The sequence below is a fragment of the Pseudomonas brenneri genome (genome assembly GCF_007858285.1).
In the GTDB taxonomy this organism is placed as follows: domain Bacteria; phylum Pseudomonadota; class Gammaproteobacteria; order Pseudomonadales; family Pseudomonadaceae; genus Aquipseudomonas; species Aquipseudomonas brenneri.
Genome location: NZ_VFIL01000002.1, coordinates 195,234 through 209,787, shown reverse-complemented (window position 1 = coordinate 209,787; position 14,554 = coordinate 195,234). Strand labels below are relative to the sequence as shown.

Sequence of the window (14,554 nt, the reverse complement as noted above, 5' to 3'; positions counted from 1 at the left end):
GGTTAGCGCACGCCTTCCTGGCGCAGGGCCGCTGGCGTGAAGTCTTTGGTGGTGGCGGTGAAGCCGAAGTCATAGGCCTTTTTCTCTTCGTTCTTCATGCCCAGTGCCAGGTAGCGGCCGGACTGCAGGTCGTAGAGGGTTTCCAGGGCGTACCACGGCACTTGCTTGTCGTAGTAGTTCTCGCCATGGGCTTCAGCCACACGCCACAGCTGGCCACGACCGTCGTAGTGGTCGATCACGGCTGCTTGCCAGGTGTCTTCGTCGATATAGAAGTCACGCTTGGCGTAGATATGGCGCTGGCCTTCCTTCAGGGTTGCGACCACGTGCCAGACGCGGCGCAGTTCATAGCGTGCCAGGTCCTGGTTGATGTGGCCGGCCTTGATGATGTCGGCGTACTTGAGCTTCGGATCGTCGAGCTTGTAGCTGTTGGACGCGATGTAGATTTCCTTCTTGCCTTCCAGCTTCCAGTCGTAGCGATCCGGCGCGCCGTTGTACATGTCGAGGTTATCGGAGGTACGCAGGCCATCGGCAGCAGTACCCGGCCCGTCATAGGACACTTGCGGCGCCCGACGCACACGGCGCTGACCGGCGTTGTAGACCCACGCCGCGCGCGGTTCCTTCACCTGGTCCAGGGTCTCGTGTACCAGCAGCACACCACCGGCCAGGCGCGCCGGTGCAGTCACTTGCTGCTTGAAGTAGAACAGGATGTTGCCCGGATTGGCCGGATCGTAGTCCTTCATCTTGTCGCGGAACACAAACTGATCCTGGAAGTACACCAGGCTGTACGAGCCGTTGGCCTGTGGCGTGGCCTGGGTCACCAGGCGCGTCACGCTGCCACCACGATAACGGGTGATGTGGTTCCAGATCACCTCGACCCCACTTTTCGGGATCGGGAACGGAATCGCGGTCTCGAAGTTTTCCAGGCCGTTACCGCCACCTACCAGGTTGGTGCTGGTGGCGTTTTTCTTGATGGAGGCGAACACTTCGGCCGGCACAGTGGCGCCGCGATGGGTGGTGTACACCGGCATCTTGAAGGTTTCAGGGTAGCGCTTGAACATCGCGTACTGCCCCGGCGCCAACTTGTCTTTGTACTGCTCGACGTTCTGCGCGGTGATGGTGAACTGCGGCTGCTCGCTGGCATAGGGGTTGGCCAGGAAGCCCTTGGCATCCACGGCGCCCGCGTTGGTTGGCAGGGCTTTCCAGGCGGGGATGGTGCCGGCAGCGTTGCCGGCCATTTCCGCGCCCATCGGGGTCAGCGTGGTTCCCAGCTTGGCGGCTTCATCCGCCGAGACGGCCGCCATGACGCTGCTGGCCATGATCGACAGTCCCAGCACACCCACGTGCAACAGACTTTTGGTTATTTTCATGTTCTGGTCTTCCTGAAATGCAGTGTGCTTAGAAGTTCGCGCCGAAACTCAGGGCCACGAAATCGCGGTCAACCGAGGTGTTGTAGTCGCCACCAAAGAAGTTGGTGTAGGCCAGGCTCGCGGTGTAGGTGTTCTGGTATTCCGCGTCCAGCCCCAGGCTCACCGCTTTGCGACCTTCTTCGAAGTTGCCGCCAGGACCTGGCGAGTAACCGCTCACGTCATGGGACCAGGCCACACTAGGCTTGAGGTTTACACCGGCGAACACATCCGGGTATTCCCAGATAGCGCGGCCACGGTAGCCCCAGGATGTGGAGGTGGTGAAGCCGTCGTTGTTGCAGTTTTTGGACAGATTACTGGCGTCTGTTCCCGGACCCGCGCCACCGATGGTGCCCGTGTTCAAGATTTGCGAACAGGTATTCGCAGAGCCGGTATTAGGCAGTGCGCCTGGACCATAAACCGGGTCACGGCCATAACGAATCTTCGATGAGCTCTCAAGCCCGCCCACGTGAGTCACCCCGACTTCACCCACCACGGTCAGACGACTGGCGCCCATCACCTGATCGAAGAAATGGGTCAGTGTGGTCTGGAACTGGGTGATTTCCTTACGGCGATAACCATGCATGTCCTGCCCAGGAACGCCATTGAGCAGCGATGCATTATCGTAAAGACCCTTCAAAGGCTTAACGGCGGAGTACAAGATATCGGTGGTATTGAGCTGTACCGGAGCATTCGGGCGATAGCTGACTTCACCGCTCCATGCGGTGCCGGTAGGTAACGTCGTGGAGAAGCTCAAGCCATACAGACGAATGTCTTCCGGGTACTCGATGAAGTACTTGGAATTACCCGCAATGAACACTGGCGCCAACTGACCAAAGTTAGGTGCCATTGCATAAGCTGAGGCTGGCGCAGCCGTCGCGCTGAAGATCGGCGCCCGGCTGTGGTAGTTCATGAAATAAGCGCCGAACTCGGTATCCAGCGGCTCGAAGTTGTAGTGCATCGCCGCGCCGAATTGGCCGCTGTCGCGTGCATCCCGGTCGGGGCCACGGCGAACCAGTGTGCCCTCATTGTTAATGTCCATGCCCATGCGATCAAATACCGCCAATGCACCACGACCTGGGGCCGTTGCAGCAATGGTCGAACGCTTGGCCAGCAGGCGCAGGTTGTCGCTGCAGCCATCGGACACCACATCCGGCTGGGAGAAGAACGTCCCGCAGTTGTCGGTAACCGTCTGGTCCCATTCCAACTGGTAGAAGGCTTCTGCCGACAGGTTATCGGTCAAGGATTGAGACACGTAGAACATGTTGACCGGAATCAGGCCTTCCTTGATTTCGGCGCCCGGACGACGGAACGCAGACACGTCGATCGGGTTGACGGAGTTGATACCACCGCCAATGAACGTACTTTCACCCCAGCTCACAACCTGCTTACCGAACCGCACCGAACCCGGCGCATCGGCAATGGAGTAGTTGTGGTAGATGAACGCATCGAGGATCTGCCCGCCAGAAGACTTGGCGCCCTCTTTGCGGTTGTGGTCGCTGATGTCCTTGAACTCGCGGCTTTCATCCTTGAGTTCAAAGTCATACCAATACTTGCCACGTACAAACACACCGGTATCGCCGTACTTCAGTTCCAGGTCATGGATACCCTTGAAGATCTTCGAGAACGTTTCCCCACGCTTGAAGTTCAAGTGACCGTCGTCAGAGGTCTGAGACAACCCCTTGCCACCGTTGTTGACACCAATCAGGTCGCGATCGGGCTTGGCCGTACTCCAGCTGGCCCCCACCGACAGGGACGAGTCGAAGCTGCCTTCGACCTCACCGATGTTGAAACTGACGCCGAATGCGGGCCCGGCGAGGGTCGAGGCAAGACTGACCGCCAGGGGTAATCTCGCCCGGCGCCAGAACTGATTTACTGAGGTCATCGACGCTACTCCATGTGCATTTTATTGTTATGGCAGTGAGCCTTTTCAAACATGCTTGTAACAGCCGGAATACAACGATTCCAATGCCAGACAACCGCCGGACCACCCAGGACCGCAGCGCCACATTCTTGAAAAACTCTGGGAGGGACTATAGCCAGCAGGGGGTATCGCTTGATCCCTCTAAAGTGTGATTTGCATCACCAACCCGTCTGCAACAGCCCTTTCGCCATGTCAGCGAGAGCTGACGCGAAAGAGGATGGCTGAAATTTGCCAAATGACAAGGCGAAGGCTTGTAATAGAGCATTGCCGTGCCCGGGCGGGCACGGCGAAAGGGGTCAAAGCGTGGAGAGGAAGGTGCTGTTATTGGCCTGCCATTCAATGATGTCGATACGGATACGTTTCTTGTCGAGTTTGCCGACACTGGTCTTGGGAATTTCCGTAACAATGGCAATCTGACTTGGAATCGCCCACTTGCTCAGGTGGCCCTGCTCGACATACGGCTTGAGGTGTTCCTTGAGTTCACGCGCGCCAATCCCGTGGCCCTCGCGCACCACCAACAGGGCAAACGGGCGCTCGCCCCACTGCGGGTCGGCAATCCCGACCACCGCTACTTCGCGTACCGCCGGGTGACGACTGACCAGGTCTTCGAGGGCCAGGGACGAGATCCACTCACCGCCGGTCTTGATCACATCCTTGATGCGGTCGCGAATATCGATCACGCCGAAGGCATCCAGGGTGGCCACGTCGCCGGTGTGCATCCAACCGCCTTCCCAGAGTTCGGCGCCCTTCTGCGGTTCGTTGAAATAACCCTCGCTGAGCCACGGTGCGCGTAGCACCAGTTCGCCCTGGGACTCGCCATCGGCCGGGAGGAAGTTGCCGTCAGCGTCGACAATCGCAGCTTCCACCAACGGCCCGGGCACACCGGCCTTGATCCGGTAGGTGGTGCGCTCGTCTTCGCTGCCGGCCAGCAGTTCTTCATTGAGGTGGGCACAGGACACCAGCGGCCCGGTCTCGGACATGCCGTAGGCTGCCGTCAATTGGATACCACGGGCCTTGGCCGCTTCATACAGCGAACGGTTGAGGGCGCTGCCGCCGATCACGATCTTCCAGCCGCCAAAGTCCACGCCCTGGGCGGCCTTGGCGTTAAGCAGCATCTGCAGGATGGTCGGCACGCAGTGGGAGAACGTCACCTTCTCCTTGCGCCACAGCTCCACCAGGTATTCCGGGTCGTAACGGCCGGGATAGACCTGCTTCAGGCCGAGCATGGTCGCCACATACGGCAAGCCCCAGGCGTGCACGTGAAACATCGGCGTGATCGGCATGTACACATCGTTGGTGCCGAGCAGGCGCACGCTGTCGATGCTGCCCATGATGGTCGCCACGCCGATGGTGTGCAGCACCAGTTGACGGTGGGTGAAATACACACCCTTGGGGTTACCGGTGGTGCCGGTGGTGTAGAAGGTAGTGGCTACCGAATGCTCATCGAAGTCCTCGAAGGTGTACTGAGTACTGGCGGCGGCCAACAGGGTTTCGTACTCACCCACCAGGTTCGGCAGGTCAGCGGTTTTTTCGTCGCCATCGGTCAACAGCAGGGTCTTGTCGACCGTGGTCAACTGCCCGGCAATGGCCTGGTACAGGCCGACGAACTCGCTGTTGACCAGCACAAAGCGGTCCTCGGCGTGATTCATCGTGTAGAGGATCTGCTCCGGCGACAGGCGCACGTTGATGGTGTGGATCACCGCGCCAATCATCGGGATGGCGAACATGCACTCCAGGTAACGGTGGCTGTCCCAGTCCATCACGGCCACGGTATCACCGGCCTTGACCCCGGCTGCGGTCAGCACATTGGCCAGGCGGGCAACGCGCTCGATCAGGGTTGGGTAGGTGTAGCGCAGCTTGTCGCGGTAGACGATTTCCCGGGTTTTCTCGTAGCGGGCGCCCGACATCAACAGGCGCTTGATCAACAGCGGGTATTGGTAGGCGCCTTCGGCGGGCGGGATAACACGAGTCTGCAACATACGAATCCCTTTTTATGACTGCACGGTCTTGGCTAAAGGATTTGCACTGTAGAGACCTTGCGCGCCTGCCAAATCAGCCGAAGGAATGATTTGCAGCGCACAATGAATGCTAGCTTTGCGCCAGCATTCATTCACGAATGGCGTGCCTAGCGCTCGGTGAGAGCCACTTTCACACCGATGGCAATCAGCACCGCGCCCATGCTCCGATCAAACCAATGGCCCATGCGCGCAAAGCCGGCGCGCACGCGCTGTTGGCTGAACAGCATGGCCACCATGCAAAACCACAGGGCGGTGGCCACGGCCAGGTACACGCCATAACCCGCCTGGATCGCCAGCGGCGTGTGGGGGTTGATCACCACGGTGAACAGCGACAGGAAGAACAGCGTGGCCTTGGGGTTCAAGCCATTGGTCACAAAGCCCGAGGTAAAAGCGCCGCGGGCACTGCGCTCGCCCACTTCGCGGTGCAGGTCTTCTTCACTGGCAGGCTTGGCCGGTTGCGCACGCAGGGCCTTGAAGCCGATGTACAACAGGTAGGCCGCGGCCGCCCATTTCAGGGCGTTGAACAGCACGATGGACTGGGACACGATCAAGCCGATACCGAGCAAAGAGTAGCCGACGTGGAGGAAAATCGCCGAACCAACGCCCAGTGCTGTCCAGGTGCCTGCGCGCCGGCCATGGGTCACGCTCTCGCGGACCACCACGGCAAAGTCCGGCCCGGGACTGGCCACGGCCAGCAGGTGAATCAACGCCACGGTCAAAAACTCGGTGAGGTACATGCACACTCCAAGAAGTAACTGATTATTTCATCTGGTAGGCTCGGCAGATTACGCCTTCGAACCCTGTCGCAAAAGGTACAGTTGATGACGAACAATCGCCGCGCCGTCTTCCTTGATCACCCTTCCCTGGACCAGGGGGACCTTGACCTCAGCGAGCTGCAGGAAGTTTTCAGCGACTTGCAGCTGTGCGAGCAGACCTCGGCGGATCAGGTGGTCGAGCGCCTGCAAGGCGCTCAGGTAGCTATCAGTAACAAGATCCTGCTCAACGCCCAGACCCTGGCCGCCTGCCCCGACCTGAAGCTGATCCTGATCGCCGCCACCGGCACCAACAACGTCGACCTGGCCGCTGCCCGCGCCCAAGGCATTACCGTCAGTAACTGCCAGGGCTACGGCACGCCGTCGGTGGCGCAGCACACGATCATGCTGTTGCTCAACCTCGCCACACGCCTGAAGGACTATCAAAAAGACGTCGACGCCGGCCTGTGGCAGCAAGCCAAGCAGTTCTGCCTGCTGGATTACCCGATTGTCGAACTGCAAGGCAAAACCCTCGGGCTGCTGGGCCATGGCGAACTGGGCGGCGCCGTCGCACGCCTGGCCGAAGCCTTTGGCATGCGCGTGCTGCTGGGCGCAATCCCCGGCCGCCCGGCGCGTGCAGACCGAGTGCCATTGGACGAACTGCTGCCGCAGATCGACGCCCTGACCCTGCATTGCCCGCTCAACGAGCACACGCGCCACTTCATCGGTGCCCGCGAGTTGGCGCTGCTCAAGCCAGACGCGTTCGTGATCAACACCGCACGCGGTGGCCTGATCGATGAACAAGCCTTGGCAGACGCCTTGCGCGGCGGTCATCTGGGTGGCGCGGCCACCGATGTGCTGAGCGTCGAACCGCCGACTACCGGCAACCCGCTGCTGGCCGGCGACATCCCACGGCTGATCATCACGCCACACAGTGCCTGGGGCAGCCGCGAAGCACGGCAACGGATCGTCGGCCAATTGACCGAAAACGCCCGGGGCTTTTTCAGCGGCGCACCGCAGCGCGTCGTCAGTTGATAAACTGCGCTCCTTTTTCAGGGAGCAGACCATGGATCCGCGCAGTGAAGTACTGCTTCGTCAGGCCGAACTTTTTCAAGGCAACGTGTTGCTGGCTGGCCTGCCCGCCGATGACCTGCTTGGCCGCCTGCCCAATGCCCACGGCTGGTGCTGGCATGCCGGCGATCAGGCAGCGCTGGATGCGCGGTTTACCGAGCGCAGCCATTTCGGGGTGAATGTGCCGCAGCGTCCATTCGACACGGCGGTGGTGTTCCTGCCCAAGTCCAAGGACCTGGCTGACTACATCCTCAAGGCCGTGGCCGCGCGCCTGCCGGGCGCCGAGCTGTACCTGGTCGGCGAAAAGCGCGGCGGCATTGAAAGCGCCGCCAAGCAACTGAACGCTTTTGGCAAGCCACGCAAACTCGACAACGCGCGACACTGCCAGTTGTGGCTGACCACCGTGGCCAACGCCCCGGTGGCGCCAGACCTTGCGAGCCTGGCCGAGGTATTTGAGGTGCCACTGGCCGACGGGCCGCTCAAGGTCGTCAGCCTGCCAGGCGTGTTCAGCCATGGCCGCCTGGATCGCGGTACCGCGCTGTTGCTGGAGCACCTGGACAAACTGCCCAGCGGTCATCTGCTGGACTTCGGCTGTGGCGCCGGCGTGCTGGGCGCGGCGGTCAAGCGGCGCTACCCGCACAACACCGTGACCCTGCTTGATGTGGACGCCTTCGCCACCGCCAGCAGTCGCCTGACCCTGGAGGCCAATGGCCTGGAAGGCGAAGTGCTGACCGGTGATGGCATCGACGCCGCGCCCATGGGGCTGGATGCGATCTTGAGCAACCCGCCGTTCCATGTCGGGGTGCATACGGATTATTTCGCAACGGAAAACCTGCTGCGAAAAGCACGCCAACATCTGAAAAATGGCGGCGAACTTCGGCTAGTCGCCAATAGCTTCCTGAAGTACCAGCCACTGATCGAAGAACACCTGGGCGTGTGTGCGATCAAGGCCGAAGGCCAGGGGTTTCGTATCTACCGGGCCAAGCGCGGCTGACGGGTGTTTGAAAAAGAAGGCTTGCCGAATGGATTTTGCCAAGGCAGAATCCGCTCCGTCCTAGGGGAGTAGTCTCCCACGAGCAACATGCTCGTCCGGCATACGTCAACATACTTGGTCAGCAGACCATGGCGTATGCGACCCAGGAGTCCGCACAGACGGACCGGGGTTTGACAAGACCTATGACACGCACACCTTACCCGGGGCGGGAAGGCTGTACGTGTCATAGCCGTGTCGACCCGCCCCTGGAAACCTACCTGATGCTGGATTCACTTCTCGTTCCTACCGCAATCGTTGCCTTGGCCGAAATTGGCGACAAGACACAACTGCTCGCGCTTATTCTCGCCGCCCGCTTTCGCAAACCCTGGCCGATCATCGCCGGCATCATCGCCGCGACCCTGGCCAACCACGCCGCCGCCGGCGCCGTGGGTGCCTGGTTTGGCAGTTTCTTCTCGGAGGCGGTGCTGCACTGGATCCTCGCCGCAAGCTTCTGCGCCACGGCTCTGTGGACCCTGGTGCCGGACAAGCTCGACGATGACGAGGCCAGCACTTCACGCAAGTTCGGGCCGTTCCTGACCACCCTGATTGCATTCTTCATCGCTGAAATCGGCGACAAGACGCAGATCGCCACAGTGATGCTGGCGGCGCAATATCCGGAGTTGTGGTTGGTGATTATCGGCACCACCCTAGGCATGCTGATTGCCAACGTGCCGGTGGTTCTGGCGGGGAATTTCGCGGCAGAGAAACTGCCTCTGACCCTGATCCGTCGCCTGGCGGCCTCGGCGTTCTTCATCCTGGCGCTGGTAGCGGTGTACAAGGCCATGCAAAGCAGCGGCTGGATCTGACCTGCGGGCTTGTGTGGGAGCGGGCTTGCCCGCGATAACAGTGGCTCAGTTGATAAATATGTAACTGATACACCGCTATCGCAGGCAAGCCAGCTCCCACATTTGGCGTTTCACACAGTCCGAGCTATCAGGACTTCTTGGCCTGTTGGTAAAGCGGCATCACCTTGGGAATCGCCGCCTGCAACGAGGCAATCCGACTGCTGGAGGCCGGGTGAGTGCTCATGAACTCAGGCGGTGCGCCTTCGGAAGCCTTGGCCATTTTGTTCCACAGCGTAATCGCAGCGTTCGGGTCATAACCGGCGCGGGCCGACAGTTCCAGGCCAATCAGGTCGGCTTCGTTCTCATTGCTGCGGCTGTTGGGCAAGGTCATGCCGTAGTTGGCCACGGTGTCGGCCAGCGCCATGCTGTCCTGCCCAAGCCCCAGCAACGCACCGGCGCCCTGCTTGGCCATTTCGATACCGTAGGCCTTGGACATGGCTTCGCGGCCGTGCTCGCGCAAGGCGTGGGCGATTTCATGCCCCATGACCGCGGCCAATTCGTCGTCGGTCAACTTGAGGTTTTCGATCAACCCGCTGTAGACGAAGATCTTGCCACCAGGCCCGCAGTTGGCGTTCATCTCGTCGCTTTTGATCAGGTTCACTTCCCACTTCCACTGCGCCGCATCCGGACGGAAGGTCGGTGCCTGGGCGATCAGGCGCTTGGCGATGGCCTGTACGCGCTTGGCGTTGGCGCTGGTCTTGTCCACCAACCCCTTGCCACTGGCTTCACCCAGGGTCTGCTGGTACGACTGCGCGTACATCTGGTCGACTTCCTGGCTCGACAGCATGCTGAACATGTACTGCTTGCGCTCCACACCCACGGCACCGCCGCTGGTGGTGTTGACGGACTGGCAACCGGCGAGCAGCAAGGCTGCGCTCAATGCCGTGACCACCAATGATTTTTTCATGCACATTCTCCCTGAAAACATGGCGCGTATCGTAGGCCCTCCCATGTATCGGCGCCAGATACACCTGACGCTTAACCGCTAAATTTCCGATACGCCCCACGCCTGCGACCGTTCTATTGATGACACTTCTGATTCTTTTGCGGGAGGCTCGCTCCCACATTTTGAATGTATTCACACATCAACATGTGTGCGGGCTTACTCGCAATGAGGCCAACCAAAACAACAAAGCACTGGCAGTCTCACCCCGGAGTAAGGCACTCCGGCCCATTGAGCTTCGGATCATTGACCATATTAGCCAACACCCGCTCGCGCAACGCCGTAGGCTCGCTGGCCAGCAATCCCTGCAACACATGCAGCGGCGTCTCGGGATCCAGCCAGGCCTCCTGCCCTGCCGCATCGAGAATCAACGGCCGGCGCTGGCTCTGCGCCGCCTGGGTCACTACCGCCGTACTCAACCACACCTGCTCCTGCACCGGGTAGGCCTCCCAGATCGCCGCAAAGAACAACGTCGAGCCCTCCCCCGGCGTCAGCCAGTACGGTCGCTTGCGCTGGGTGCCGCGCCATTCATAAAAGCCATTGGCCGGCAGCAGGCAACGGCGCAGGCGGAAGGCCTCGCGAAACATCGGTTGCTCAGCCAGGGTTTCGGCGCGGGCGTGGGCCGGTGTGCGGGACAGGTCGGTCAACCACGGCGGCGTCAGCCCCCAACGCGCCCGCGCCAAGCTGCGCTGGCCGTCGCTGAGGCGCTGGATCAGTACCGAATCATTGGGGGAAATATTCCACTGGGCCTGTTGATCCGCTGGGAAGCCCGGCAAGGCAGCAAACGAGGGGTTCCAGCGAAACAGGGCATAACGTCCACACATGGGGCAACACGACTCTTGGGTAAACCGGTCGACAGCCTAACAGACCAGCACGTCGGGGAAGCTGTCGGGTTCATCGCCAGGCAGGGGTTGCGCGCCGATATAGGCGCTAATCAGCTCTCGGGCGACAAGGGCCTGGTCGTTCTCTACCTCAAGGCCCAGCAGGCCGAAGATCGGCAGCTCACCCGTGCCACCGAGCAGATGGCGCCCGACCAGATGGGCGTCGATACCTTCGCTGGCAAGCATTTGTTGCAGCAACTCGCCCTCCATCAGATTCTCCGGCTCGTAGATTCGTTGCATCGTCGCCCCCTTTATTCGTTCTCGCTGCGCACTTCAAGCATCCACTCATCACCATGAACCTGCAGGTCGAAAACGATCGGCCGGCAGCACACCTGGCAGTCCTCTATATAGTTCTGGTCACCGCCGGATAAATCCACGCTTGTCTCAACCTCTTCACCACAATAAGGGCAATCGTACAGCGCAGGTTCTAGCATCGCGGTCTCTCCCAAGTGACTTGTGCGTATAATCGCCGGTCTATTTGCAGGGCTTTTTCGTTTGATGCCATTTGTTCAGACCGGCCCTGTCACTTATCGATCCAAACCTTTACTTACCCTAGCCGTTTCTAACAAGAGAGCATGATGGGCGAATTCGATACCATCCGACCTTACAACGACAGCGAAGTCCCGGCAGTGCTGGCCCGGCTGTTCAGTGACAAGGCCTTTCTGGACATCCTGACCCACTTTCGCTTCCCGCGCTTTGCCGGCGCCTTTGGCTGGCTGCTCAAGCCGCTGATCGCCCAGAAACTGCGCCGTGAGTTCGCCGGTGTCACCACCGTCGCCACCTTGCAGGACAAAGTCGAGTATTACGTCGACCACACCATCGACCGGGCGACCGACGGCGTCACCTACACCGGGGTCGAACAGCTCAAGTCCGGCATGGCCTATGTTTTTTTGGCCAACCACCGCGATATCGTGATGGACCCGGCCTTCGTCAACTATGCGGTGTACCACGCCGGCCTGCCAACACCACGCATTGCCATCGGTGACAACCTGCTGCAGAAGCCGTTCGTCAGCGACCTGATGCGCCTGAACAAGAGCTTTATCGTGCACCGCTCCATTACCGGGCGACGCGAGAAGATGGCGGCTTATCAGTTGCTGTCCGCCTACATCAACCATTCGATCCGCAACGACTGCCAGTCGATCTGGATCGCCCAGGCCGAAGGTCGGGCCAAGGATGGGGATGATCGCACCGAGTCGGCGATCCTCAAGATGTTCCATATGAGCCGCAAGGATGAGCCGTTCGCCGACGTCATCCTGTCGTTGAACCTGACACCGGTGTCCATCAGCTACGAATATGACCCGTGCGACGCGGCCAAGGCGCGCGAGCTATTTATCCGCGCCAGCACTGGCACCTACAGCAAGGCGCCCGGCGAGGATGACGCGAGCATTGCCCTGGGCATCACCGGTTACAAGGGCCGGGTCCATATCAACTTTGCGCCGCCCATCACCGAGCGGTTTGAAGACACCAAACTATTGGCCATCGAGATGGACCGGCAGATCCTGGGCGGTTATCGGTTGTTTCCTGTGCATTACCTGGCGTATGCACAGTGGAGCGACGCGGACCCGCAATTGCAGGTGCCGACGGCTGCCGAAGTATTCCCGGCCGATGAGTTGGCCAAGGCGAAAGCGGAGTGGGAACGGCGCTTGACTGCATGCCCGCAAGAGCACCGACCGTATCTGGTGTTGCAATATGCGATGCCGGTGCGCAATCAGTATCGGGTCAACGCCGGGATCCCTCTGTAAACAACACGGCGCAATCAACTGTAGGAGCTGGCTTGCCGGCGATCGCATCACCTCGGTGTATCTGGCATACCGAGGTGCCTGCATCGCTGGCAAGCCAGCTCCTACAGTTGTTTTGTGGTGTCTTTACAGTTGAGTGCTGAGCCAGGACAGCAGCAGCGCCAGGCCAAGGCAGGCAAAGCCGATGCGATAACCAAGACGATGACTGCGCTCGGTGCGCACATCCAGAAACAGCATGGGCTGGTCGATGGCCCGCTCTTCGCTTTGTGCGGCCAGACTGGCCATCGCACGCTGCTCCTGCAGGCGGGTAATAAACAGCAACGCCGCGCCAGGACAGGCAATCAGCAGTGCAGTGGTATTGATCAATAACGCAGGCAACGGCATTTCAAACCCCGGTGTGACAGTCGTCCATCCAGATGCGCTCTCCTGCGCAGTGCAGCTCCATCCCCCAATGACGAGCAATGTATCGAGTAATTTACGTCGTCACCTGAACGTCACCTTAACAAGCCACTCTGTTGCCCTTCGAACACCCGGGAGCTTGTCATGTTGCACGCGCAAAACCAGGATCGGCTGTACCTGATCGCCCCAACCGATGAGCAAGAGGCGCTGGTCGGAGGCCTGGCGTTCAATGTCCAGGACCGGCACTGGTTGGTGTATTGCGCCCTCGGCGGGCATCAGCATGCCGACCTGCCGGAGCTGGACCTGCTGACTGGAGTCAGTGTGCTGGACTTTTATGTCGAAACGGCGGCATGACAGCCGCAGGCACAAAAAAGCCGGGCCCCTGACTGGGGCCCGGCTTTTTACTAAAGATTACTGCGAGCTGAGGATCTGGCCGATGCTTGGATCCTTGAACAGTCGCGTCAGGGCATCACTCAACACGTCGCTGACCAGCTTGGTGTTGGTTTCCTGGTTCGGCGCCATGCCAAAGCGCTGGTCCAGGGACGCAGCGTAACGGCCGTTGTAGCGGCGGTTGCCGGCCGACACATCAGAGCGGAAGGTCGCGCCGATGGTGGCTTCGGTCACGTACAGGCCTTCCTTGGGCGACTGATACTTGAGCTCGGCCAGGGTCACGGTCAACTGCGGCGCACCAGGCGAGTTGCTGGTCGGGGTGAAACCCAGCAGACGCACAGCCGCTTCGGCCTGGGCTTGCAGCTTGGGCAGCACGTCGGCACCGGTCACCGTGATGGCGCTGGTTTCCGGGTACAGGCCGCCGCGGGTGCCCAGTGTCGGCGATGGACGACCATCAACGACACGCACCGACACCGGCTGGCCATGGCCCACAGGCGCCAACTGGGTGGTGAGCTTGGGTTGCGGGCTCAGTTGCTGCGGGCTGTGGGCGCAGCCAACCAGGGTCAAGCTGGTCACAGTGATCAAACCGAACAACAGGCGTTGCAACATGCTTTTTTCTCCAGAATTCAGGTACCGACAGCCCGGCAGTATAGCGGTGCGTCACCACCTGGAACTAGCGCCAGTTACAACCTCAGACCCAGGCCCGTGTGCAGCGGTTCAGTGTCACCAAGATGTCATTCTTGACAGATATGCTTGGCGTCATTCTCAGGAGGCCTACCATGCTCAATCTTCTCTGGCGCTTTTTCGCTCGCACGCCCGCCTATCGCAACTTTGCCAGGCTCGACCCACAAGGTCGCTGCCAGGCATTCAAGCAATGCAGCCAGCCGCCCGTGGGCGAGGGTTGGGTCGAAGTCGAAGAGATCCGCCTGAGCTGGATGCACCAGCCACTGCCCGCCCGCGCCCGCGTCAGCCCGCGCCGCGCACGGTCATCACACCGTCTGCCGTTGACCGCCTGACCGAAGTGCTAATAAAAGTCATAAAACACGTCCATTTCCCCGCATTTCTTCGCTACAATCTCCCCCCGATTATAAGGACGTCTCCTGATCGGGCCTCGCAGCATCGCTAATGCCCTGGTATTAGCTCCCCCGCACCGCCC

At 60.4% G+C, this 14,554-nt stretch carries 16 protein-coding genes and 1 riboswitch; of the genes, 6 read left to right on the top strand and 10 right to left on the bottom strand.

All coding sequences use genetic code 11. From position 1 onward, the window contains the following. Nucleotides 1–2: 2 nt before the first annotated feature. From FJD34_RS04270 to FJD34_RS04255, 4 genes are all read right to left on the bottom strand, one after another. Nucleotides 3–1,367 carry a DUF1329 domain-containing protein gene (locus FJD34_RS04270; protein ID WP_029297800.1) on the bottom strand — a complete coding sequence of 455 codons (1,365 nt, stop codon included), beginning with the start codon at nucleotides 1,365–1,367 and terminating at the stop codon, nucleotides 3–5. A 28-nt stretch (nucleotides 1,368–1,395) separates the two neighbouring features. Beyond that, entirely contained in the window at nucleotides 1,396–3,288 is a 1,893-nt protein-coding gene (locus tag FJD34_RS04265; RefSeq protein ID WP_032860055.1) for a DUF1302 domain-containing protein, read from the bottom strand. A 335-nt stretch (nucleotides 3,289–3,623) separates the two neighbouring features. After that, nucleotides 3,624–5,306 (bottom strand): fatty acid--CoA ligase, encoded by a 1,683-nt coding sequence (locus tag FJD34_RS04260; protein ID WP_032860056.1) that lies wholly within the window; start codon nucleotides 5,304–5,306, stop codon nucleotides 3,624–3,626. 146 nt (nucleotides 5,307–5,452) lie between these two features. Continuing rightward, complete coding sequence (locus FJD34_RS04255) at nucleotides 5,453–6,082, bottom strand: LysE family translocator (protein ID WP_032860057.1); 630 nt, start codon at nucleotides 6,080–6,082, stop codon at nucleotides 5,453–5,455. An 84-nt stretch (nucleotides 6,083–6,166) separates the two neighbouring features. Between FJD34_RS04255 and FJD34_RS04250 the strand changes: the two genes are divergently transcribed. The 3 genes from FJD34_RS04250 (at nucleotide 6,167) to FJD34_RS04240 (ending at nucleotide 9,007) form a co-directional block, all read left to right on the top strand. Continuing rightward, nucleotides 6,167–7,132, top strand: a complete 966-nt coding sequence (locus FJD34_RS04250; protein ID WP_090292019.1) for a 2-hydroxyacid dehydrogenase — start codon at nucleotides 6,167–6,169, stop codon at nucleotides 7,130–7,132. 31 nt (nucleotides 7,133–7,163) lie between these two features. Beyond that, nucleotides 7,164–8,162 (top strand): class I SAM-dependent methyltransferase, encoded by a 999-nt coding sequence (locus FJD34_RS04245; RefSeq protein WP_090292021.1) that lies wholly within the window; start codon nucleotides 7,164–7,166, stop codon nucleotides 8,160–8,162. 50 nt (nucleotides 8,163–8,212) lie between these two features. Further along, nucleotides 8,213–8,334: riboswitch (yybP-ykoY riboswitch) on the top strand. Between the two features lie 88 nt (nucleotides 8,335–8,422). Continuing rightward, entirely contained in the window at nucleotides 8,423–9,007 is a 585-nt protein-coding gene (locus FJD34_RS04240; protein WP_032860060.1) for a TMEM165/GDT1 family protein, read from the top strand. A 127-nt stretch (nucleotides 9,008–9,134) separates the two neighbouring features. On the opposite strand, the gene FJD34_RS04235 is transcribed toward FJD34_RS04240, so the two are convergent. The 4 genes from FJD34_RS04235 to FJD34_RS04220 form a co-directional block, all read right to left on the bottom strand. Further along, on the bottom strand, nucleotides 9,135–9,953 hold the full coding sequence (locus FJD34_RS04235) for a M48 family metallopeptidase (protein ID WP_032860061.1): 819 nt from the start codon (nucleotides 9,951–9,953) through the stop codon (nucleotides 9,135–9,137). Between the two features lie 239 nt (nucleotides 9,954–10,192). Next, nucleotides 10,193–10,813, bottom strand: coding sequence for an SOS response-associated peptidase (locus tag FJD34_RS04230; RefSeq protein WP_065944200.1), 621 nt, complete (start codon nucleotides 10,811–10,813; stop codon nucleotides 10,193–10,195). Nucleotides 10,814–10,849: 36 nt separating this feature from the next. Next, nucleotides 10,850–11,110: a putative signal transducing protein gene (locus FJD34_RS04225; RefSeq protein WP_032860063.1), complete on the bottom strand. Its 261-nt coding sequence runs from the start codon at nucleotides 11,108–11,110 to the stop codon at nucleotides 10,850–10,852. Nucleotides 11,111–11,121: 11 nt separating this feature from the next. Next, entirely contained in the window at nucleotides 11,122–11,304 is a 183-nt protein-coding gene (locus FJD34_RS04220; RefSeq protein ID WP_065944201.1) for a CPXCG motif-containing cysteine-rich protein, read from the bottom strand. Nucleotides 11,305–11,448: 144 nt separating this feature from the next. Here FJD34_RS04220 and FJD34_RS04215 point away from each other — a divergent pair, with 144 nt between their 5' ends. Further along, nucleotides 11,449–12,612: a 1-acyl-sn-glycerol-3-phosphate acyltransferase gene (locus tag FJD34_RS04215; RefSeq protein ID WP_174553292.1), complete on the top strand. Its 1,164-nt coding sequence runs from the start codon at nucleotides 11,449–11,451 to the stop codon at nucleotides 12,610–12,612. 123 nt (nucleotides 12,613–12,735) lie between these two features. Here FJD34_RS04215 and FJD34_RS04205 read toward each other — a convergent pair whose 3' ends face one another. Next, nucleotides 12,736–12,993, bottom strand: a complete 258-nt coding sequence (locus FJD34_RS04205; protein ID WP_032860066.1) for a hypothetical protein — start codon at nucleotides 12,991–12,993, stop codon at nucleotides 12,736–12,738. Between the two features lie 159 nt (nucleotides 12,994–13,152). Between FJD34_RS04205 and FJD34_RS04200 the strand changes: the two genes are divergently transcribed. Then, the gene (locus FJD34_RS04200; protein WP_032860067.1) at nucleotides 13,153–13,362 is read left to right on the top strand and encodes a hypothetical protein; all 210 of its coding nucleotides are present in this window, start codon (nucleotides 13,153–13,155) and stop codon (nucleotides 13,360–13,362) included. A 57-nt stretch (nucleotides 13,363–13,419) separates the two neighbouring features. On the opposite strand, the gene FJD34_RS04195 is transcribed toward FJD34_RS04200, so the two are convergent. Next, a complete protein-coding gene (locus FJD34_RS04195; protein ID WP_032860068.1) occupies nucleotides 13,420–14,007 on the bottom strand; it encodes a YajG family lipoprotein in 588 nt (195 codons plus the stop codon). A 170-nt stretch (nucleotides 14,008–14,177) separates the two neighbouring features. On the opposite strand from FJD34_RS04195, the gene FJD34_RS04190 reads away from it, so the two are divergent. Continuing rightward, on the top strand, nucleotides 14,178–14,414 hold the full coding sequence (locus tag FJD34_RS04190; RefSeq protein WP_032860069.1) for a hypothetical protein: 237 nt from the start codon (nucleotides 14,178–14,180) through the stop codon (nucleotides 14,412–14,414). The last annotated feature ends 140 nt before the right edge of the window (nucleotides 14,415–14,554 follow it).

Coding starts and splice junctions, on each gene's coding strand:
- FJD34_RS04250 (WP_090292019.1), top strand. CDS start 6,167: ATGACGAACAATCGCCGCGCCGTCTTCCTTGATCACCCTTCCCTGGAC.
- FJD34_RS04195 (WP_032860068.1), bottom strand. CDS start 14,007: ATGTTGCAACGCCTGTTGTTCGGTTTGATCACTGTGACCAGCTTGACC.
- FJD34_RS04245 (WP_090292021.1), top strand. CDS start 7,164: ATGGATCCGCGCAGTGAAGTACTGCTTCGTCAGGCCGAACTTTTTCAA.
- FJD34_RS04255 (WP_032860057.1), bottom strand. CDS start 6,082: ATGTACCTCACCGAGTTTTTGACCGTGGCGTTGATTCACCTGCTGGCC.
- FJD34_RS04260 (WP_032860056.1), bottom strand. CDS start 5,306: ATGTTGCAGACTCGTGTTATCCCGCCCGCCGAAGGCGCCTACCAATAC.
- FJD34_RS04240 (WP_032860060.1), top strand. CDS start 8,423: ATGCTGGATTCACTTCTCGTTCCTACCGCAATCGTTGCCTTGGCCGAA.
- FJD34_RS04230 (WP_065944200.1), bottom strand. CDS start 10,813: ATGTGTGGACGTTATGCCCTGTTTCGCTGGAACCCCTCGTTTGCTGCC.
- FJD34_RS04265 (WP_032860055.1), bottom strand. CDS start 3,288: ATGACCTCAGTAAATCAGTTCTGGCGCCGGGCGAGATTACCCCTGGCG.
- FJD34_RS04235 (WP_032860061.1), bottom strand. CDS start 9,953: ATGAAAAAATCATTGGTGGTCACGGCATTGAGCGCAGCCTTGCTGCTC.
- FJD34_RS04220 (WP_065944201.1), bottom strand. CDS start 11,304: ATGCTAGAACCTGCGCTGTACGATTGCCCTTATTGTGGTGAAGAGGTT.
- FJD34_RS04205 (WP_032860066.1), bottom strand. CDS start 12,993: ATGCCGTTGCCTGCGTTATTGATCAATACCACTGCACTGCTGATTGCC.
- FJD34_RS04190 (WP_032860069.1), top strand. CDS start 14,178: ATGCTCAATCTTCTCTGGCGCTTTTTCGCTCGCACGCCCGCCTATCGC.
- FJD34_RS04200 (WP_032860067.1), top strand. CDS start 13,153: ATGTTGCACGCGCAAAACCAGGATCGGCTGTACCTGATCGCCCCAACC.
- FJD34_RS04270 (WP_029297800.1), bottom strand. CDS start 1,367: ATGAAAATAACCAAAAGTCTGTTGCACGTGGGTGTGCTGGGACTGTCG.
- FJD34_RS04225 (WP_032860063.1), bottom strand. CDS start 11,110: ATGCAACGAATCTACGAGCCGGAGAATCTGATGGAGGGCGAGTTGCTG.
- FJD34_RS04215 (WP_174553292.1), top strand. CDS start 11,449: ATGGGCGAATTCGATACCATCCGACCTTACAACGACAGCGAAGTCCCG.